General features: G+C 48.2%; 15 protein-coding genes. All 15 read left to right on the forward strand.

Translation table 11 applies throughout. From position 1 onward, the window contains the following. Nucleotides 1-133: 133 nt before the first annotated feature. On the forward strand, nt 134-643 hold the full coding sequence (gene tssB / locus BZG25_RS09060; protein WP_077638916.1) for a type VI secretion system contractile sheath small subunit: 510 nt from the start codon (nt 134-136) through the stop codon (nt 641-643). 43 nt (nt 644-686) lie between these two features. Further along, a complete protein-coding gene (tssC, locus tag BZG25_RS09065; RefSeq protein ID WP_077457793.1) occupies nt 687-2,159 on the forward strand; it encodes a type VI secretion system contractile sheath large subunit in 1,473 nt (490 codons plus the stop codon). A gap of 2 nt (nt 2,160-2,161) precedes the next feature. Next, entirely contained in the window at nt 2,162-2,599 is a 438-nt protein-coding gene (gene tssE, locus BZG25_RS09070) for a type VI secretion system baseplate subunit TssE (protein ID WP_077579343.1), read from the forward strand. Between the two features lie 5 nt (nt 2,600-2,604). Further along, nucleotides 2,605-4,374 (forward strand): type VI secretion system baseplate subunit TssF, encoded by a 1,770-nt coding sequence (gene tssF / locus BZG25_RS09075; protein WP_074214291.1) that lies wholly within the window; start codon nt 2,605-2,607, stop codon nt 4,372-4,374. Beyond that, a complete protein-coding gene (gene tssG, locus BZG25_RS09080) occupies nt 4,338-5,339 on the forward strand; it encodes a type VI secretion system baseplate subunit TssG (RefSeq protein WP_077579345.1) in 1,002 nt (333 codons plus the stop codon). Before tssF ends, tssG begins: the two co-directional genes overlap by 37 nt. Nucleotides 5,340-5,341: 2 nt before the next feature. Next, nucleotides 5,342-6,808 carry a type VI secretion system-associated FHA domain protein TagH gene (tagH, locus tag BZG25_RS09085; RefSeq protein WP_077638917.1) on the forward strand — a complete coding sequence of 489 codons (1,467 nt, stop codon included), beginning with the start codon at nt 5,342-5,344 and terminating at the stop codon, nt 6,806-6,808. A gap of 2 nt (nt 6,809-6,810) precedes the next feature. Further along, complete coding sequence (gene tssJ / locus BZG25_RS09090; RefSeq protein ID WP_077638918.1) at nt 6,811-7,287, forward strand: type VI secretion system lipoprotein TssJ; 477 nt, start codon at nt 6,811-6,813, stop codon at nt 7,285-7,287. A 5-nt stretch (nt 7,288-7,292) separates the two neighbouring features. After that, nucleotides 7,293-8,627, forward strand: a complete 1,335-nt coding sequence (gene tssK, locus BZG25_RS09095) for a type VI secretion system baseplate subunit TssK (RefSeq protein WP_077607262.1) — start codon at nt 7,293-7,295, stop codon at nt 8,625-8,627. A 2-nt stretch (nt 8,628-8,629) separates the two neighbouring features. Next, entirely contained in the window at nt 8,630-9,397 is a 768-nt protein-coding gene (gene icmH, locus BZG25_RS09100) for a type IVB secretion system protein IcmH/DotU (RefSeq protein ID WP_077579349.1), read from the forward strand. 38 nt (nt 9,398-9,435) lie between these two features. Continuing rightward, complete coding sequence (gene tssH / locus BZG25_RS09105; protein ID WP_077638919.1) at nt 9,436-12,075, forward strand: type VI secretion system ATPase TssH; 2,640 nt, start codon at nt 9,436-9,438, stop codon at nt 12,073-12,075. A 2-nt stretch (nt 12,076-12,077) separates the two neighbouring features. After that, complete coding sequence (locus BZG25_RS09110; RefSeq protein ID WP_077607263.1) at nt 12,078-13,649, forward strand: sigma-54-dependent Fis family transcriptional regulator; 1,572 nt, start codon at nt 12,078-12,080, stop codon at nt 13,647-13,649. After that, complete coding sequence (gene vasI / locus BZG25_RS09115; protein ID WP_241828152.1) at nt 13,646-14,320, forward strand: type VI secretion system-associated protein VasI; 675 nt, start codon at nt 13,646-13,648, stop codon at nt 14,318-14,320. The genes BZG25_RS09110 and vasI overlap by 4 nt, the downstream gene beginning before the upstream one ends. A 2-nt stretch (nt 14,321-14,322) precedes the next feature. Continuing rightward, the gene (gene tssA / locus BZG25_RS09120; protein ID WP_077638920.1) at nt 14,323-15,738 is read left to right on the forward strand and encodes a type VI secretion system protein TssA; all 1,416 of its coding nucleotides are present in this window, start codon (nt 14,323-14,325) and stop codon (nt 15,736-15,738) included. 61 nt (nt 15,739-15,799) lie between these two features. Beyond that, nucleotides 15,800-19,300, forward strand: coding sequence for a type VI secretion system membrane subunit TssM (tssM, locus tag BZG25_RS09125; protein WP_198535216.1), 3,501 nt, complete (start codon nt 15,800-15,802; stop codon nt 19,298-19,300). A 51-nt stretch (nt 19,301-19,351) separates the two neighbouring features. Then, on the forward strand, nt 19,352-20,638 hold the full coding sequence (locus BZG25_RS09130) for a type VI secretion system ImpA family N-terminal domain-containing protein (RefSeq protein WP_077638922.1): 1,287 nt from the start codon (nt 19,352-19,354) through the stop codon (nt 20,636-20,638). Nucleotides 20,639-20,883 lie beyond the last annotated feature (245 nt).

A 20,883-nucleotide genomic window follows, 5' to 3' on the forward strand; every position in this document is an offset into this window, starting at 1 on the left:
TATGTATGCTGGCGCACCGTCAGTGATAGCAGCACAGCGAGTCATTGATGTTTTTAAGATGTTAACGCAGTTCAGCGTGACAGGGTCACTCCTGGCTGTGCTGTCATTTTGGTGAAGGTATCGAGGGTTCAAAGTGTCCAAAGAAGGAAGCGTAGCGCCTAAAGAGCGCATTAATATCAAGTACGTCCCCGCGACGGGTGACCAGCAAGCAGAAGTGGAGCTCCCGCTAAAAACCTTGGTTGTTGGTGATTTTAAGGTGCATACAGAAGAGACGCCCGTTGAAGACCGTGCAACAGTTTCTGTAGATAAAAACAATTTTGAAGATGTGATGCGCGAGAGCAATTTGCGTCTGTCCACCACGGTAAAAAATCAACTTGTCGACGATGAAGATGCAGAATTGCCTGTCGAGCTGTCTTTTAAATCCATGAGTGATTTTGCACCTGACTCAGTTGCTGACCAAGTTCCTGAGCTCAAAAAGCTGATTGAGCTTCGTGAAGCTTTGGTTGCATTGAAAGGTCCTCTAGGCAACATTCCTGCTTTCCGCGATCGTTTGCAGGAGCTGCTTAATTCTGAGGAGTCTCGTGAAAAGTTGCTTGCTGAGCTAAATATCGTCGGTGGCGATGATGATGCTCCGAAAGAGTAATTGATTCAAATTAGTAGTTAATTAAGTCTTAGGAAATAGAAACATGTCTACAAGTGAATCAGTCGTAGAGTCTCCTGAAGTAAAAGAAGGTGGCTTACTTGACGAGATCATGGCGCAAACGCGTATTGAGCCTAGCGAAGAGGGCTATGATGTCGCCAAAAAAGGCGTTGCAGCCTTTATTGAAAACCTCGTGGGTAATGATCAAACACAAGAGCCTGTGAATAAGTCTCTTGTCGATCAGATGCTCGTTGAGCTTGATAAAAAGATCAGTGCTCAAATGGACGAAATTTTGCACGACACGTCTTTCCAAGAAATGGAATCAGCGTGGCGTGGGCTTAAATTGTTTGTCGACCGTACTGACTTCCGCGAGAACAACAAAGTTGACATCTTGCACGTTACCAAAGAAGAGTTGCTAGACGACTTTGAATTCGCGCCAGAAACAACACAATCAGGCCTGTATAAGCACGTATACTCGTCAGGTTATGGTCAATTTGGTGGTGAGCCAACAGGCGCCATTATTGGTAACTATGCCTTTACGCCATCAACCCCAGATATGAAGCTGCTGCAATATATGGGTGCGCTGGGCGCCATGGCACATGCGCCATTTATTTCAAGCGTCGGGCCAGAGTTCTTTGGCATTGAGTCGTTTGAGGAGCTTCCAAACATCAAAGATGTTAAATCTATCTTTGAGAGCCCTAAATACACGAAATGGCGCTCATTACGTGAGTCTGAAGATGCACGTTATCTTGGCCTGGCCGCGCCACGTTTCCTACTACGTGTGCCTTACGATCCAACGGAGAACCCGATCAAGTCTTTCGTTTACCACGAAAACGTCAGTCAAGATCATGAGCATTATCTTTGGGGTAATACAGCGTTTGCATTTGCAACACGCCTGACGGATAGCTTCGCCAAGTATCGCTGGTGTCCGAACATCATTGGTCCACAGAGCGGCGGTGCAGTAGAAGATCTGCCTGTTCACGTTTATGAATCAATGGGTGCCCTACAGACCAAGATCCCAACCGAAGTCTTGATCACCGATCGCAAAGAGTTCGAACTTGCGGAAGAAGGCTTTATTGGTCTGACAATGCGCAAAGGCAGTGACAATGCGGCGTTCTTCTCTGCTAACTCCATTCAGAAGCCTAAGGTATTCCCAAATACCAAAGAAGGTAAAGAAGCAGAGACGAACTACAAGCTTGGTACACAGCTTCCTTACATGATGATTATTAATCGTCTAGCGCACTACATCAAGGTGCTACAACGTGAGCAAATTGGCTCTTGGAAAGAGCGCCAAGACCTTGAGCGCGAGCTAAACACCTGGCTGAAGCAATATGTTGCTGACCAAGAGAACCCACCAGCAGACGTGCGTAGCCGTCGACCACTTCGTGCTGCCAAAATTGAAGTAAGCGATGTGGAAGGGAACCCTGGTTGGTATCAGGTGTCGCTAGCTGTTCGTCCTCACTTTAAGTATATGGGTGCGAACTTTGAGCTGTCTCTTGTTGGTAGGCTTGATCAGTAATCATGTCATACGTTGCGCTAGAAGACAGTGCATTTGGTGTCGGCTTCTTGGAGCGTCTAGAAGCCGACGCTAAGCCTGTTTCAATTACTCAGGGGCCGAGCAGCCCAGACGTAGTGAGATCGATAAAACGTAATATCGCTAATGTGTTGAATACGCGTATTGGTGGTGCGCAAAGCTCGCCTGGCTTGGGGCTGATCGATTTCAACGACGCGACACTCGAAAGCTTAGATCTGTCGCTGAGGGTCAAGTTAGCCATTAAAGGATGTTTGGAAAGATATGAGCCTAGGCTAACCAATATTTTGGTGACATCAGATTTTGATCCGCACTCGCCACTTATGCTGCGATTCAACATTGTTGCCACCGTGAATAGCGAAGCGCTCCACGAGAAAGTTCAACTTAGCTTGCTTTTAGACCAGAACCGCCAATATCGAGTGTTGTAAACCGCATGACGCAAGACAAGTATTTTCGAGAAGAGCTCGCGTTTTTAAAAGAGCAAGGTAAAGCCTTTACTGAACTGCACCCCCAGCTCGCACGCTTTTTACATGGTCGACATACAGACCCAGATGTAGAGCGTTTGTTGGAGGGATTTGCGTTTTTAACCGGCAAGCTGCGCGAAAAAGTTGATGATGATTTTCCTGAGCTGACTCACTCGATTATCAATATGCTCTGGCCTAACTATTTACGCCCAGTGCCGAGTATGTGTATCGCGCAATTTAAGCCAGAAGGGAGTTTGAGCGAAAAGCAAGTTGTTGCTAAGGGGACGGAGCTTGACAGTAAGCCTGTTATGGAAACCCAGTGTCGCTTTCAAACTTGCCGAGAGGTTGAGTTGTACCCGCTGTATTGTTCTAACGTTCACGCTGAACACACACGTGAAGCGACGACAATTCAGCTGCAAATGACCTTAGACGGTGATATGTCGGTACGAGATGCCAACATCAACACGCTGCGTTTTTACATTGGTGGTGATAAATATAGCGCACAAATGATCTATTTGTGGCTGAGTCATCATCTCGAAAAACTCACGGTACACGTCGATGGCACTGAGTTCTCGCTACCAAGAGATGCGTTTTCATCGGTTGGATTTAATCCTGGCGATGGTCTATTGCCATATCCACAAAATGTGTATGACGGTTATCGTGTCCTACAGGAATATTTGTCATTTCCTGAAGCGTTTCATTTCTTTGATATTAGCGGCTTAGATAAGGCAATACCGAACAATGTCTACGGCCAGTTTACGGTGCAGTTACATTTGTCTAAAACGTTGCCGTCAGATGTCAGAGTGAGATCAGAGAGCTTTCAGCTATATTGCACCCCCGTCATTAACTTGTTTGATCATGACGCAGACCCGATCGATCTCACCGGAAAGAGCACTGAATACAAAGTTATTCCATCAAGCGGTAAGCCAGCCCATTATGAAGTGTTCAGTATTGATAGTGTCACGGGTAGGCAAGACAAAGTCATTGATGGTAAACCGGTACGTGGTCAAAAGCGGGTTTATACCCCGTTTGAGAGCTTTCAACATGAAGTAGAGCGGGTGCGTAATCGAGAAACCCTTTATTACCGCTCACGGGTAAAAAACAGCATTCGCGGGGATGGTTTTGATTCTTTTATCTCGTTTATTCGCGGGGATGAGTCAGCATCCGTCGATGTCGATGAGGCGGTGTCAATTAAGCTGACCTGCACAAATCGTCAACTTCCATTGGACTTAGGTGTCGGAGATATTTGCTATCCAACGGACAGTTCACCGCCATTTGCAGAGTTCGAAAACATTACAATCCCAACGCAAGCATTGAGGCCTGTGCTGGATGGCAGCTTGCTATGGATGTTGATTTCTAATTTATCGTTGAATTACTTGTCGCTCCTGTCAAAAGACGCATTGAGCTGTGTATTAACCGCTTATGATTTTCGTGCGTTGGTGGATCGTCAAGCAGAGCGAGTGGGTAAGAAACGCCTAGACGCGATTGAAGATATTCAATCCAAGCCCATGGATAAGTTATTACGTGGCATGCCGGTTCGAGGCTTGCAGTCCACGATTTATCTCAATCAAGACGGCTTTGGCTCGGAAGGCGATTTATATTTATTTGGAACGGTGCTCAGCCACTTTTTCTCGTTATACGCGAGTATTAATTCTTTTCATGAGCTTACCGTTATCAACACAACGAATAACGAGACCTATACATGGCAGACGAGAGTCGGGATGCAACCACTCATCTAGAGGAGTTGGCACCTAGTGCGGCTGATCTTGTTCAAGATGCGCGAGTGTATAGCTTCTTCCAACTTGTTGAGCTTTTACAAAAGCATAAAGGGTTGAACCCTGAGGAAGAAGAGTGGGAGCGCGAGTGTCAGCTGGTGTTTAGCGCTAATCCCAGTCTTGGATTTGCTGCGTCAGATATATCATCGCTTGATCAGGTTAACGATCACACGGTGATGTTAACGAACTTTTTAGGGCTAGCAGGTTCGCAATCACCATTGCCGGCATTTATTACCGAGCAGCTTCTTCATGAAGAGCCTGGCGGTATTAAAAGACCATTTTTGGACTTTTTTAATAATCGGCTAATCGCGTTGGTATACCGGATCTGGCGTAAATATCGTTATTACGTGAGGTTTCAGCCAGGTGCAGAAGATCAGTTCTCTGCGCAGCTCTTCGCGCTTGTTGGGTTAGGAGATCCCCAGTTAAGGGGTGAGACCCCAATCAACTGGTGCAAAATGTTGGCCTATGCCGGCACGCTAGCGGGGAGAAGTCGATCGCCAACTGTGGTTTCCGGCATCATTGCGCATTGTTTTGACCTTGAACAGGTTGAAATCCGCCAATGGGTGACTCGCAAAGTGAAAATAGCCAAGGAGCAGCAAATGTCTCTTGGGTGCATGAACGGGCGCTTGGGCGAGGACACCGTGATTGGCGAGTCGGTCTTTGATTGCAATGGCAAGTTTGTTATTTGCATCAAAAACCTGACCCGAGAGCGCTTTAACGACTTTCTGCCTGTGGGTAAAGAGTATCAGCCACTGTGCAAATTAGTTGAGTTCATTTTACGTGAGCAAATGGCGTTCGACATAGAGCTGTCGATGACAGACGAAGAAACGCCCGCGCTTCAATTAGGAAAACAGGTTGCGCTGGGATGGACGTCTTTCCTTGGGAAAGACTTGCAAGACAAGCGTGTACTCATTCAGGTAAGGCAATAAACATGGTCTCTCAACATCAAAACGGCATAACACTCGTGGTCGCGAACGCGCAAACCCTAGAGTCTGGGTTGTCGGCACAGATTCGCTTTGTTGAGACGGGTGGCACCATTGGATCGTCTGCAATGGCGAGCTGGCGATTGAAAGATCGAATGGCGCGTGTTTATGACGTGCATTGTGAAATCTTGGTGGTTGATGGCGCTTTTTGTGTCCGTGATGAGTGTGGACAAACGTTTGTTAACGGAACAGAGATGCCGTTAGGAAAAGGGCAGCTTGCACGATTGGCACACAAAGATGAAATGCAAATTGGCCCTTACCAAGTGCGTGTGCTGACGGGCGAAGAGGGTGACGTTGATACGGGCCATATTGATACGCTTTTTGACAGCAATCATACCGATTTACTGGCTCACGCCAATGAACCCGTTGATGTAGAACCCGAGCTAGAAGATGCCTCTGCGCCTATTGATCCCCTCGTGGAGCTAGAAGCGAAGTCATCCTCTCAGGGAGCAAATTGGTTGCTGGATGATGGTCCATCAGCGCAAGACACAGAGACAGATAGCCTCGTCTCGAAAAAAAACCTAGTCGAAAAACGACCTTCTTTTACACCGCAAGCGGATAGCGAAGATGTGATGTCGGCCTCGGTGAGGTTAAAACGTATTTTTGGGTTCGGCCAAAAAAAGCAACGCGATAGTCGTTATCACTCAGACGAGACAGTACAGAGTGCGCCTCGAGTTGAAACGGCACCACAGACTCCATCGAAATTGACAGACAGTGAGACGAAGCCAATGGATGAAAAAGAATTAGGACTTCTCGAACAAGAAGTGGCGAAAAGTTTGAATAGTGATGCACCCTCTTCGAGAGAAGAAGGTGGGCATGGTCAGCATTTATTGACCGGGCCCATGTTGGAAGGGCTGGGAGTGCGTGTCACCAATGAACAAGACGTTCAACGTATGCACTTCCTCTCTCAGGAGATGGGGCAGTCTTTGCAAGCGTGCTTAAAAGGACTACTTGCACTGCACGAGCAAGCGGCAGAAGGGCGTTTTGGTACCATGAACCGCAACTTGCAACCGATTGAAGATAACCCGTTACGCTTAGGGCTTTCATACGAGGAAACGGTTCGCACCATGTATGACGCGGATAAAAGCCTCGTTCATCTGTCTGCACCGGCAGCGATTGCTGAAAGCCTGAAAAACGTCAGAGATCATAATGAAGCGACTCAAGATGCGATTGCGGAAGCACTAGATCAAATCTTGAACGCTTTTTCACCGGACGTGCTATTACGCCGCTTTCAACACTGCCGACGTAATACCGATGCACATGAGGAAGGTGAGTCTGCGTGGGCGTGGGAAATGTATTGCAATTACTACAAAGAGTTAACGTCTAACCGTCAGCAAGGTTTCTCCAAGCTGTTTTGGGAAATTTTCGAGCAAGTATACGACAAGCGTATTCGTGAAAAACAGCTGGAGGGCTAATTATGTTTAAGAAGCTCAGCATTGTGTGTGCGTTCTTGTTATTAACCGCATGCAGTTCTTCAGATGAATATAAACCTGAAGAGCAGCCAACCACCGTTACATTTAGCCTTGTCAGTGACGAAGGTGTAAACCCGAATATTGCGGGGGACCCGGCATCGATCGAGGTACAAGTGTTCGAATTGGAAGATGACTCCATGTTCATGTCGGCTGGGTTCGATCAGCTCCGCGCTGATTATGAGGATGCGCTCAGTAGTAACTTTATAAATAACTACGACTATGTGCTCACACCGGGCCAGTTTAAATTCGTTAACGCGTTCGAGATTGATGAAGATACTAATTATATCGGTGTGATGGCGCATTTTTCAGAGCCGAACCTGGGTGAATGGAAAAAAGCCGTCAAGGTATTGAATAAAGGCCGGGAATATCACTTGCTCATGTTATTCCAAGATTATGACGTGAAGTTAGAAAAGGTTGAATAAAGTTAATGTTTGCACGTAATCGGGTGATATGGAGCGAAGGGCTCTTTATTAAGCCACAGCATTTTCAGCAGCATCAGCGGTACAGTGAGTACTTATTGGAGGAGCGACTGACTTCGGTAAGCAAGTACTTATATGGTATTTCTGAGCTATCACTGAATCCAGAGTATTTAGCGTTTGGCCGTATTGCGATAGAACGCGCCGTGGGTGTGATGCCAGACGGCACAACCTTTCGCATTCCACAAGAAGATGTGATGCCTGATGCACTTGAAATCGAAGATGGCTCGCTTTCTAACCAACTGGTTTACCTCGCGATTCCGTTGCGCAGTGAATCGATAATGGAAGTGAATTGGCCAGAAGAAAAGGGTTCAGGTCGCTATGAAAGCCGTCGTATTGATGTGCGTGATGTGCAAAGTATTCAGGGCGATACGACCACGTTAGATGTGTCACCAGTGCACTTACAGTTGATGCTGGAGAAAGAAGATCGCAGTGCTTATGCGGCGATCCCTATCGCGCGTATTTCTGAAAAGCGTCCCGACGGCAGTGTGGTTCTGGATCAAGACTTTATTCCTTGTCATTTCAATGTGGCGGGCAATGCAACACTGCACCGCTTTATCAACGAAATGGCCGGATTGATGCAGGAACGCGCCAAAAACATCGCTCAACGTATTAGCTCCCCTTCTCAAGGCGGTGTCGCGGATGTATCAGACTTTATGTTATTGCACTCGTTAAACCGCCTTTATCCGCAAATGAAACACCTTGCATCGTTAGGCAGCTTGCACCCTGAACGCCTGTATGAGTGTTTATCGTCAATTTGTGGAGAATTGGCAACCTTTACCGATGAAAGCCGATTAGCGCCTGCCATGCCTGCTTATAACCATGATATGCCGGGTGACGCGTTCTGGCCGGTTATTCGCTTCTTGCGTCAAAGTCTCAGCGTGGTGTTGGAGCCGCGTGCAGTCTCCATTCAGCTGGACAAACGCAATTACGGGCTTATGGTTGCGCCGATTCAAGATCCGCAACTTATGGAATCTGCGGAGTTCATTGTGGCGGTGAAAGCGCGGATGCCACTCGACGAGCTACGACGCTTATTTACTCAGCAAACCAAGGTGTCTTCTGTTGAGAAAATCCGTGAGCTGATCTCTTTACAACTCCCTGGTATCCCACTGATCCCGCTGCCTGTTGCACCACGCCAACTGCCATATCACGCGGGTTACACCTATTACCAGTTGGACAAAGAAAGTGCGGCTTGGTCGATGCTGGCAAACTCCAGTGGCTTTGCATTCCACGTCGCGGCGGCGTTTGAAGACCTTGACATTCAATTCTGGGCAATAAGAGATTGATTATGGCTGCGACTGACGAAAGTGTATTTAACGATCTTCTTTTTGATGACGTTGAGAAAATTAATCACGACCAAGATTACTGGTTTCAGCTACGTGGGCATAACCCCAATGCGCTAGTGGATGCTGCAACGCCTCTGTTTGGCCTTGCTCTGCGTGTTCGTTCACTTTCAAGCTGTGAGAATATTGAACAAATCTACCACCAGACCATTGAAGAAATAAAAGCGATTGAAATCGAGCTTTCCGAACAAGGGTATGAGCATGCCGTATTGATGGCATATCGCTATATCTTGTGCACATTCCTCGACGAAGCTGTGATGGGAACGGCATGGGGTGCTTCCACTTGTTGGGCTGAACACTCGATGCTTTCACGTTTTCACAATGAAACATGGGGGGGTGAGAAAGTATTTACCATTTTAGGTCGCTTGGAAAGTGAACCAGATAGGTACCGACCACTGTTGGTTTTTATTTATCACTGCTTGTGTTTGGGCTTTGAGGGTAAGTACCGCGTCATTGACGGTGGAAGTGCTCAACGCGAGAAAGTGATTAAAAGACTGCACGATCAATTGCTAGGTGATGAAAGGCAGCCGAAGCAATTAGGTGAGGCGAGTGATCATGTTGTGAGCACTCGTTATACGCTGAGCCGACAAATGCCGCTTTGGTCTGTATTTGTGGGGTTTATCGTCCTTTGGGCCGGTATTTTTGCCGGTTACTCATACTTTCTCCACGAGAAATCTGAAAACGTGCTCAACCAACTGAATCAGTTGTTGTAAGCCGAATAACATTACATTGATTAGAACTAGGTGTCCCCGTGATTCGAATTGAATTATCTACGCTTATCTCGAAGCTGAATGAGCAAAGTAAGCTGGCGCTAGAACAAGCGGCTTCTCTGTGTATTGAGCGTCATCATCCTGAAGTGTTGGTTGAGCATTTTATTGAAGTATTGCTCGACAACCCCCTGTCTGACGTTCGCCTTATTGCCAAGCAAGCCAATATTGATACTGACCAGTTAAAGCAAGCGCTGGCGGGTAATTATGAGCGTGATACCACACTTGACACTTACCCTGCATTTTCGCCGCTATTGGTTGAAGTCCTTCAAGAAGCGTGGTTGCTATCAACCACAGAACTAAACCAATCAGAATTGCGGTCGGGAAGCGTCTTTTTTGCGGTGTTGAATCGTGTCGATCGCTATTTGTCGCGTTCGGCATCCAAGTTATTAGCGAGCATTAATCGTGAGAGCCTAAAAACGCACTTTGACGCCATTGTCGCGGATTCTGCTGAAACCGCTGTGGAAAGTGGCAATAAAAAAGGATCAAAAGCGCCATCGATGGAAGGAAGCGAGTCACCGCTTTACAAGTATTGCTCAAATATTACCGCGCAAGCTAAAAATGGCGAACTTGATCCTGTGCTTTGTCGAGAAGAAGAGCTCAACCTGATGGTTGATATTCTTTGTCGCCGCCGTAAAAACAACCCGATCGTGGTTGGTGACGCCGGGGTAGGTAAAAGCGCAATGGTTGAAGGACTGGCTCTTCGTATTGCCGCTGGCAATGTGCCTGACCGTTTGCAAAACGTTGAGCTTTTCTGTCTGGATTTAGGTTTGCTGCAAGCCGGTGCATCGGTTAAGGGCGAATTTGAGAAGCGCTTGAAGGGCGTTATTGATGGGATAAAAAGTGCTCCCAACCCTATCATTTTGTTTATCGATGAAGCGCATACACTTATTGGATCCGGCAACCAAGAGGGTGGTAGTGATGCCGCCAACTTGCTCAAGCCAGCCTTAGCGCGTGGTGAGTTAAGTACCATTGCCGCAACGACTTGGAAAGAATACAAAAAATATTTCGAAAAAGATCCAGCGCTGACTCGCCGTTTTCAATTGGTGAAGCTTGAGGAGCCATCTGTTGATCAGGCCGTTGATATCATGCGAGGGCTTGGCAGTGTGTACGAAAAAGCGCACGGTGTGTTGATTGCTGATGATGCGCTCAAAGCGGCTGCCGAGCTGTCTGCACGGTATTTGTCTGGACGTCAGCTACCTGATAAAGCGATTGACGTGCTCGACACCGCTTGTGCGCGTATCGCGATTAACTTGACGACGCCTCCTAAGCGTCTAGCGCTATTGGAGACACTTTGCCATCAGCGTCAACAAGAAATCGAGATGTTGAAGCGCGCACAATTTATTGGTCAACCTGTCGATCAGGTTCGCTTAGACGAATTAGAAACTCAAGAGCAAGCGGACGAAGCCGAGAAGCATGCACTGCAAGCACGCTGGGACGAGCAGCGTTTATTGGTTGAGGAAATCATTGATCTACGCGCGACATTGTTAACCCCGCCACTGTCAGCTGAGCTCAATGAAGGGCAAGGTGATGAAGTGTCACAAGAGCAAGACCGTGACGCGTTAGCAAAGACATTGGCAGACAAATACGATGCATTGAACGCTATTCCGCATGATCAGCGCTTGATGCACCCTCACGTCGACGCCGAACAGGTGGCAGAAGTTATCTCGGATTGGACGGGTGTGCCTATCGATCAAATGAACAGCGATGAGCTCTACAAAATCACAAACCTGACAACGCTGCTGGGTCAGGCGATTAAAGGGCAAGATATCGCGATAGAGCGTGTACATCGTCATTTGCTAACCGCACGTGCTGATTTGAGACGATCTGGACGCCCCAAAGGCGCATTTCTACTCGTGGGCCCAAGCGGTGTGGGCAAGACAGAGACAGTGGTTCAATTGGCTCAACAGCTGTATGGCGGTAAACAATTCTTAACCACCATCAATATGTCCGAGTACCAAGAAAAACACACCGTCTCTAGACTGATTGGTTCGCCCCCAGGGTATGTCGGATACGGTGAAGGTGGTGTCTTGACAGAGGCCATTCGCAAAATGCCGTATTCAGTGGTCTTGCTGGATGAAGTGGAAAAAGCTCACCCAGAAGTGCTGAACATCTTCTATCAAGCGTTTGATAAAGGTGAGCTGGCCGATGGCGAAGGCCGCATGATCGACTGCCAAAACACCGTGTTCTTCCTAACGTCGAACCTAGGCTATCAAACTATCGTCGACCATGCGCATCAACCGGATACGATCGATGATGCTTTGTATCCAGAGCTTGCTGCATTCTTCAAACCAGCGTTGCTCGCGCGGATGGAAGTGGTGCCTTATGTGCCGCTTGAGCGAGACGTATTGGCAGAAATTGTTCGTGGGAAGCTCACGCACTTGGAAAACACCTTTTCGCAACGCTATGGCGCGACGGTGGACGTTGACGATAGCCTGATTGAAGAGATCTTAAAACGGGCCACGCGTAGTGAGAATGGCGCCCGTATGCTTGAGGCGATTATCGAAGGGCAGTTGTTGCCGCCTGTGTCTCTTGAGCTATTGAACAAGCTGGCAGACAAAGCAGAGATCACGCACGTGCGCTTATTTGCCGAAGAAGGCGAATTCAAAGGCGAGGTAGAGTAAGAATGCGTAACTGGCTAGCTTATGTTACTGACCTTGCTCGGGAAAGGCGAACAGCTGATTTACAGGATCGCTTTATCCAAGTGTTGGTCAAGGAGCTCAAGCTGCGCAAAGGAATGTTGCTGGTTCCTAGTTGCGATGGCAGACAACTCGTCTGCCATGCCAGCGGGGAATCTTGGTCTGTTACAGATTTTGATACCCCATTTGCTCACGTTTTACAAAATGCGGCACCAAAGCACCTTGAGGCGGAAGAGATTGTTTTTTGGCAATCTAATCGTGCTTTCCGTCAGGCGATTGGTGAGCTTGGCTTTTTTGAAGCTGTATCCATCCGGCCGCTGATCCGCCATGACAAAAATGTAAAGCTGTTACTTTGCTTGGTTGGTGACAGCCAAGCATTGTCTGCGCTTTGGCATGATGAGGCCTTTTTACAGGTAGTCGATGTTTTCCAACACCAGTGGTCATTGCTCAGTGACATGGAAGGAGAAGAGAGCAATCGTCGCGCCTTAAAAGCATCGCTGACGGATATCGAAAAACAAACGCGTCAACAAGAGCGAGCGGCCAGTCTGGCCTCGACGCTAATCGGTGATAGCGGATTGATGGTTCGCCTGCGTGAACAGATTGCTAATGCCGCGTCATCGCAACTTTCGGTATTGGTGCAAGGTGAAACGGGCAGCGGTAAAGAGTTAGTTGCGCGAGCAGTCCATGATTTGTCTCCTCGTCAGCATCAGCCTTTTGTGCCTATAAACTGCGCAGCCATTCCAGAGCACCTGCTTGAGAGTGAGCTGTTTGGTTATGAAAAAGGCGCTTTTTCTGGGGCCGTGGGTGACAAAGAGGGATTAATTGCACAAGCGAACGGCGGCACGCTATTTCTGGATGAAATCGGCGATATGCCTTTAAGTTTACAAGCTAAGTTGCTTCGCGTACTCGAACTGGGCGCATTTCGTCCAGTCGGTGGGCATCAAGAACGTCAATCAGATTTTCGTCTGGTCTCAGCGACGCATGTGCAATTACTCGACAAAGTTAAGGCGGGAACATTTCGCCAAGATCTTTACTATCGATTGCTTCAATACCCCATTCATGTGCCTGCATTGGCGAAACGTAAAGAGGACGTGCGCCAACTGAGTCACCATTTTATTACGCGATTTAATCAACAACATGGCACGAGCATTGGAGAGTTGCAGCCTCAAACACTTGATATGCTGCTGCATTACTCTTTTCCTGGGAATGTCAGAGAGCTAAAGCACCTTGTTGAATACGCCTGTGCGCAAACACCGGATGGTGAATCCATCGATAGAGCGGCGTTTAGTGGACGAGTGGGGGGAGCCCCTGCTCCAGCACGCGAGAGTATATCGTCCGCTGCGTTTGAGAATGGGATGTCGAATGTAAGCAGCGTATTAAACATTGATGCGGCGTCTATCGCTGATCTCAAACAAGCCTTGCTGGATTTTGAACAATGTATTATTTCGGATCGGCTATCCATGTTCGATGGCGATAAGAGTAAAGCTGCCGAGAGTTTGGGTATTCCTCATCGAACCCTAACTTATAAGTGCCGAAAACTAGGGATAAAAGCCCCATGAATAAGCAAAACTATTGTCTACTAGCCGGGGTCATGTTGGTGTCAGTGATGGCCTCGTCCACGGTGATAGGTGCCCCTATTTCTGCTCAACAACAAGTTGAGCAAGCTAAACAATGCCGCGCGGTGACGTCACGACTCGATCGTCTTGCATGCTTTGATCGTGTATTTAATACCCAAGTGGCGCCGGCCGAACCAACAGACAATCAATCTCAAAAGCCGTTGCAATGGCGACGTGCGATGACAGCCGCACAAGAAAGCGCTCCCCAGTCTTGGTCGTTGACCGAGAAGGGCGAGGGCCGAGGCAGCAGCGCGTGGATTACATTGCGGGCAAGTAATCTTTCGACTGGTTTCCGAGGCAGTGAACAGCCGCTGTTAATGCTTAGCTGTATCGATAATTTAAGTCGTGTTGAACTGATGCTTCCCGAGCCGATTGAGGATGGGCGAATGAAGTTGACTTTCCCAAATGGCCAGACGCAATACTGGCGTAACGGTGATTTAGGGGTCGTGCTTTCATCGTCGCGGGGGTTGCCTGCGATTCGGTTAATGAAGGCATTGGCCAGAGAAGATCGCTTAACCATTCGTTCAAACTCCCAATACGTTGATGGTTTAACTTTTGATACCCAGCCGTTACCTGAGACGCTGGGTGCGCTTCGTTCTCGTTGTGGTTGGTAAACATGGAATTGAAAGACTATAAACGCTGTATTTCGCAACCAATCTCCGAGAACAGCGCCGTGGGCGAGCGGTTAGTAGACGATCCATTGTTTGATTTTGTTGAAGATCAAATGATGAAGGTTGGCTCGCTGTCCCATGCCGATGTGCAATGGGATGAGGTAGAGCACAGCGTCGTAAAACTGTTAGCGGAAAAGAGTAAAGACATTAAGTTGTTGACCTACTTGCTTCAGTGCCTGCATAACCAAGCCTCGCCAGCGCGTTTTATTCTCGCGTTTGAGGTGATGGCCAGCTTCATGACCCAGTATTGGGAAGACAGCTTCCCTGCCCCTGGCAAACGCGGCAATCTACCGCGTCGTAAGTTCTTTAGCCAAATGGCACAACGTTTTTCTATCGCGGTAGACAAAACCGACTTTGGTCAGTTTGATGCACAAGACAGAGAGGCGCTTAACCAAGCGGTGGAAGAATGGGAAAAGGCGATTGAAGGAAAAGCGCTCGCGAATGATGTCGTAAGCAGCGTCGTCAACAGTATTCGCGCCGAATTGCGCAAAGCGGAAGAGCGTCAGCGCGCGAACCAGGCAGCTAAAGAAACACCAACGTCCTCATCGCGCACGGCCACCACCACATCCACCAGTAGCGCTGGCTTAGATGTTGATCACTCCAGTGATAAGGCAACCAAGCAAACGTTACTTAAAATTGCTTCATTTTTGGCTGAGCAAGAAGACGGTGTGCCGTTGGCGATACGACTTCGACGCTATGCGGTCTGGTACAGCATTACCGCCTTACCCGATCATAAAACCGGGGGAGAAACGCAACTCCGTGGTATGCAGCAAGACCGAGTCAAAGATTATCAAGATAAGATGCGTCACCCTGATCTCGCGCTGTGGCGTCAGGTTGAACAAAGCCTCACCATGGCACCTTATTGGTTTGAAGGTCACCTGATGAGCTACACCATTGCGCAGAAGCTCGGCCACGCTAACTGGTGTGAGGCGATTCAATCGGAGGTCAGTCAATTTCTCGAGCGTCTTCCCGGACTGAAAGACTTACAGTTCAAAGGGGGAGAGCCGTTTGTATCGGATGCAGTTAAAGATTGGCTTGCCAGTGGAACTGGCGGTCAAGCGGCTGGCAAAGCGGTTGGCGGTGACTGGCAAGAGAAGAAAAAGGAAGCGCTATCGCTCGCCAAAGAAGGTGGGATAGCCGTGGCGTTATCCATGCTCAATGATGGATTACAAGCGGCCAGAGAGCCTCGCGACCATTTTTATTGGCGGATGATCTCGGCGGATTTGCTGCAAGCGAACCAACTGAACAGCATGGCTCAGGAGCAGTATCAAACGCTACACCAAGAAATCAAAACCATGAGCGTCACCGACTGGGAACCCAGCTTGGTTGAACAACTTGAACGCAATACAACGTCAGAGTGATTAAGGGCGAAAATTCATGTGGAAAAACATTTTTAAAATAGCGAAAAAGCTCAAGCCTGGCATGGTCGCAGCGTTTCCTATTTTATTGGCAGCGATTTTTATACTCGTTAATGTCGCCATTTGGTGGGCTGGCCCTTGGTTAACCATTGGTGAACAAAAGCCACTGGCCTCGGTGACAGCGCGTGCAATATGTAGTGGTTTTATTACCCTAGGCGCACTGGCAATTTGGGGGGTGTGGCAATGGCGTAAGTTGCAAAGTATTCAAGCGGAGCAAGCGCACACCGAACGACTTCGAGAAGATCCGATTCAAGTCTACGAAGAGCGCCAAGAGAAAGAACTAAACCAGGTTGTTGCCAACATGAAGCAAAACCTGAACAAGCGTAATCACCTTTATGCGTTACCTTGGTATTTGGTGCTCGGGCTTGAAAATGCGGGTAAGACCAGCCTGATTAATCGTTCTGGACAAAACTTTGTCTTTTCGTCGGTGATGCGCGCATCCGGGAAAAAAAGCGAAAACCCTTTTTCCTTTGATTGGTGGATAGGGGATGAGTCTGTCCTTATCGACCCTGACGGTGAATTGCTCACACAAGGCAACAAAGATGAAAACAATGATGGTGAGCTGGAGCGTCGTCTTTGGTCTCACTTCGTTAAATGGTTAGAGCAGACCCGCAGTCGCCGTCCGCTAAATGGTATTGTATTGACTCTTGATGCTTCGCATCTCGCGACGGCGACAGCGTCAGAACGTAAAGCATACGCCAATTTACTGCGCGCTCGGTTGCGTGAGTTAATGGAGACCCTCTCGACGCGCTTGCCTGTTTACATTGCGCTAACCAAGCTTGATTTGCTCTATGGGTTTGAACCCTTTTTTAAGCACTATTCAAAGCAGCAACGCGACGAAGTGCTTGGCTTTACCTTTTCGCTAAACTCGGTTGATGATCTTGATTCTTGGCTTAAAGAATTTGATGAAGACTACTCTGCCTTCATTGAGCGGATTAATGCCATTGTTCCTCACGCATTAGCTGCCCCGCTGGATTTTGAAGATCGTAAAGCAATTTACAGCTTTTCACGCCAAGTGGCAGGGCTGAAAGACATTCTAGCGACCTTCTTTAATGAAGCCTTAGCCAGTGATCAGTTCTCGACCTCTGCTTTAGTTAGGGGCGCATACTTTACGTCTGTGTATCAACAGGGCGTGCCGACCAACGCGTTTGATGACGCTGCTTCTCGTCGTTATGGATTGTCACATGCGGTCAATCACGCGCAGAAGTCGAAAAATTCGACGGTGTATTTTACCCAAAAACTGTTCAGCAACATCATCTACCCGGAGGCGGGGCTCGCATCGGATAACTTCCGTGTCGCCAAGCATAAGCGCCGCCTGATGGGGATGTCGGTATTGGCGTGCTCGATTGCCACTGTGCTACTGGTGGGGACCTGGCACCGTTCTTACTTGGCCAACGTCGCGCATGCTGATGCGGTATTGACCAAGGTTGATCAATATAAAACACAGTTTCCTAGTAATGCCGATGGCGCATCCCAGCGTGAGGTATTGAAGCCGCTTAATCAGATCCGCCAAGCCACGTTAGAATTTGGCTTTTTCCGTGAAAAGCCCAAATACATTTCTGATTTTGGTCTTTATCAGGGACATGTGATTGGCCCTAAAGTCGAGCAAACTTACCTCAACTTGCTGAAGAGCCGTTTCTTGCCGTTATTAATGGCAGATACCGTGGTTGATTTGAATCAGGCTACGACGGATCAAGAGCAGTTGGTGGCTTTGCGAGTCTATCGCATGATGGTTGATAAAAGTGGTCGCTATCACGATTACGTAATGGACTATTTCAGCCAGCAGTGGCAGCGTGAGTTCGCAGGGCAAAAGGTCATTCAAGAGCGTTTATTGGGTCACCTGGATTACGCCATGCGACACACAGACCTGACCGCAGCGCGCCGTCAAGGTGATGAGGTAGCAGAGCGTGTGATGCGCCCTTACGACATGACCATTGCCCGTGCTCAAGCAGATCTTCGCACCATGCCGACCGATCAGCGTGTGTATCGTAACTTGAAGCTGGATGCCGAGACGGTATTGGGCGCGCCAATGAACTTACGTAATGCTGTTGGGCCGGTATTTGATGTGGTGTTTGAAGAAAGGGAAGTGGACAGTGACAACCTGTACATTCCGCAAATGCTCACTAAAAAAGGCTTCGAAGATTACTTTGTGCCCAAGCTGCAATCTGTCTCTGATTTGGCTCTGATTGATAGTTGGGTACTGGGTGAAGCCGAGACGGCAGAGTTCAGCAAAGCCGATAAGAAGGCATTGCGTAATAAAATTCGCGATCTTTATGTTGCTGACTATACCAACAGCTGGCGGATGGCTCTTAATGAAATTGATGTCAAATTCTTCAGTGATATCAACGATGCAGTGTCGGTACTGGATAACTTCACCGGCCACGTGGGGCCGCTACAACGTTTGTTACGCACGTTGGAGACCAACACACAGCTAGCGTCTGGTTTGGGGCTAGATGAAGAAGCGCAAGATGCCATTGCAGAAAACCCCAAATACAAGGTGGCTTCACAAATTCAAGCGCCGTTTGCTGACTTAAATAGCTTGTTAAAAGCGGTGAATGATAAACCTGCTTACTTGAGTGAAGTTCTCGCGTCGGTTCAAGAGCTGAAGAGTTACTTGAAATCGATTCAAGATGCACCGGATGTTGGCACTGCTGCGCTCGATGCCACCAAAGCTCGCGTGAAACTGGTTAATACAGACCCCATTTATACGCTTAAGCGTATCGCCACAGGCTTGCCTGAGCCACTTGATGGCATGGTGGATAAGTTGGCAGACGAGAGCTGGCATGTCGTCAAACAAGCTGCGATCAAGCACTTGGAAGTTCGTTGGTATCAAGATGTTTATCGTCCATACCAGCAAAAGTTAGCCAATCGCTATCCGTTTAATCCTAAGGCGAGTAAAGATGCCTCGTTGACGGACTTTGAGCGCTTCTTCGCGCCGGGTGGTACGCTTGATAACTTCTACAACACGCAACTGAAAATGTTTATTGATGAAAACATTTCAGTGGGAGACAAAGGCGTGGATGGCTCCCTGATCCGTCGTGATTTGTTGGCTCAGATCCGCCAAGCGCAAAAAATCCGTGAAGCCTTCTTTAATCGTAAAGGGGTTTTGGACGTGAGCTTCTCGGTTGAGCCGTTACGTTTGAGCAGTAACAAACGTCGAAGTGTCCTGAATGTTGATGGGCAGTATGTTACCTATAGTCACGGACCAAGAGACAGCATTGAGCTAATCTGGCCAAATACATTACGCGACTCAGCAACATCAAAACTGACGCTGGTTCCGACAAAAACCAACTTGTCGCCGCGTAGTGTGGTCATTCGAGGACCATGGGCGCTGTTCCGCTTACTGGATAGAGGGGCTGTTGTCTCTGCAAGTACTACGTCCGTTGACTATCAGTTCAATGTTGACGGGGGTGGGATGATCTATCGAGTGAATGCCCAAGCGGCCACTAACCCGTTTACGCAACGCTTGTTCAAGTCGTTCAAGCTCTCCCGCAACCTCTACTAACTGATCATGGGGCGAGTGCACTCGCCCCTGCTTTATCAGGAATGCTAAGCCATGTCTTTTATTCTCTCTATTGATAACCAGCCGTTTCGTGTTATCCAAGATGTTCAACCATTGCGTGATGACGAGCGTTATCAAGCAATTAGAGACCAAATCAACAAACGCCACTCGCCACTATCTGGGGGGACCGACTGGCAATTTGTAAAAGATAACTGTCAAGCACTCGCCAGTGAGCAAGGCATTGATTTACTGCTCAGTGGTTATTATGCCGTCGCGGCGTTAAAGGTTGGCGGTTTGGCAGGATTTGCAAATGGGCTGGAGCTGATTCTTGCTTGTTTGAATAACGAAGAAGCAGTCTCTGAAAAACGTGCCCGGGCGCGTAAAGAGGCGCTGGAGTGGGTAAATGCTCGCGTATTGGGCGAGCTTAATCAGATAAAGCCAGATCAACAAGCATTGCGCGATTTGTATCGTTGCGAACGGCTTTGTGATGCCCTTTACCATGTTTTGGCCCAGCAGCAACCCAGTTACACGGTCGATTATGAAGGGTTGGCCTATGTATTGTTTGAGCATATTGACCGTATAGAAACGCGTTTTCATAGCGCGATAAAGCAACAGCAGAAAAATGAGAGCCTTAACCCGACGATCACGGTTAAAAAAAGCCGACTGCGCAGTTTATTGGCAGGAATTGCAGGTGCCGGCCTAGTGGTGACCGCCTGGCAGATCTACCCACATATTCCCTATTTTCAAACCCCGTATAAAGTGGAGACGCCACAGCCTTCCCTTAACAATACGCAAGCGCTGAGTGTGTTCTCCGAGCAGCATTCGCCGTCAACCCTATCGCGGTGGGAGCCACAATTTATTTCTTTATACACGGGCGCGGTCGAGCAGGAGATGGCGCAATCGGTTGAAGCGGCGAAAACCTCTGCCAAACAACACCTCAATGCGTTAACCACCTTGTACGGTGATAACGAGAAAACGACCTCATTAGTAGCAACTTACCAAGCTGAGCGTGCTAAAGCGTTGGAAAGCACAGCAAAATACATCGATAAGTTTCGCGCAGTTCGAACAAAGATGGCGAACATTGCGTTGCTGGCAGAGCAAAATCGCTGGTGGGCATTACAGAAGCAGACACGTTCACTGGAGAGTTTTGCTATCGGACTGTCTCCTATCTATGGTCGCGCGGATTATGTCACAACTTTGGTAGAACAGGGTGAGATAGACAAAGCGAACCAAGAGCTGTCGGTGCTTACTGAACGCCTGAATCACTTGAGCTGGAAAGTGTCTCAGCTGCAAGAGGTGATTAAAGAAAACCAGAGTAAAGCGGTGCAAAGGCGTCAGTAATGCTAAGCAACTTTTTGCTTGGCTTGGCAAGAAGTTGCTTGGCACGTGCAAAAAATTGGTCAGCCGTATTCTAAGATGCTGATTTATAGCGATAAAAAACTTGGCATGCATTTCGCACTATAAGATAGCGAACAGGCACACCGCCGCGGTGGCGATGTGTCTTCCATGACATACAAAGGAGCGATTATGCCAACGCCATGTTATATCTCGATTGAAGGTGAAACTCAGGGTTTGATTACTGCCGG

It is taken from the genome of Salinivibrio sp. ML198, assembly GCF_001996015.1.
GTDB classification, from domain to species: domain Bacteria; phylum Pseudomonadota; class Gammaproteobacteria; order Enterobacterales; family Vibrionaceae; genus Salinivibrio; species Salinivibrio siamensis.

What these genes read in the sequence shown, in the direction of transcription:
- tssC (WP_077457793.1), top strand. Translation starts at nt 687, where the DNA reads ATGTCTACAAGTGAATCAGTCGTAGAGTCTCCTGAAGTAAAAGAAGGT.
- tssE (WP_077579343.1), top strand. Translation starts at nt 2,162, where the DNA reads ATGTCATACGTTGCGCTAGAAGACAGTGCATTTGGTGTCGGCTTCTTG.
- tssF (WP_074214291.1), top strand. Translation starts at nt 2,605, where the DNA reads ATGACGCAAGACAAGTATTTTCGAGAAGAGCTCGCGTTTTTAAAAGAG.
- tssG (WP_077579345.1), top strand. Translation starts at nt 4,338, where the DNA reads ATGGCAGACGAGAGTCGGGATGCAACCACTCATCTAGAGGAGTTGGCA.
- tagH (WP_077638917.1), top strand. Translation starts at nt 5,342, where the DNA reads ATGGTCTCTCAACATCAAAACGGCATAACACTCGTGGTCGCGAACGCG.
- tssJ (WP_077638918.1), top strand. Translation starts at nt 6,811, where the DNA reads ATGTTTAAGAAGCTCAGCATTGTGTGTGCGTTCTTGTTATTAACCGCA.
- tssK (WP_077607262.1), top strand. Translation starts at nt 7,293, where the DNA reads ATGTTTGCACGTAATCGGGTGATATGGAGCGAAGGGCTCTTTATTAAG.
- icmH (WP_077579349.1), top strand. Translation starts at nt 8,630, where the DNA reads ATGGCTGCGACTGACGAAAGTGTATTTAACGATCTTCTTTTTGATGAC.
- BZG25_RS09110 (WP_077607263.1), top strand. Translation starts at nt 12,078, where the DNA reads ATGCGTAACTGGCTAGCTTATGTTACTGACCTTGCTCGGGAAAGGCGA.
- vasI (WP_241828152.1), top strand. Translation starts at nt 13,646, where the DNA reads ATGAATAAGCAAAACTATTGTCTACTAGCCGGGGTCATGTTGGTGTCA.
- tssA (WP_077638920.1), top strand. Translation starts at nt 14,323, where the DNA reads ATGGAATTGAAAGACTATAAACGCTGTATTTCGCAACCAATCTCCGAG.
- tssM (WP_198535216.1), top strand. Translation starts at nt 15,800, where the DNA reads ATGGTCGCAGCGTTTCCTATTTTATTGGCAGCGATTTTTATACTCGTT.
- BZG25_RS09130 (WP_077638922.1), top strand. Translation starts at nt 19,352, where the DNA reads ATGTCTTTTATTCTCTCTATTGATAACCAGCCGTTTCGTGTTATCCAA.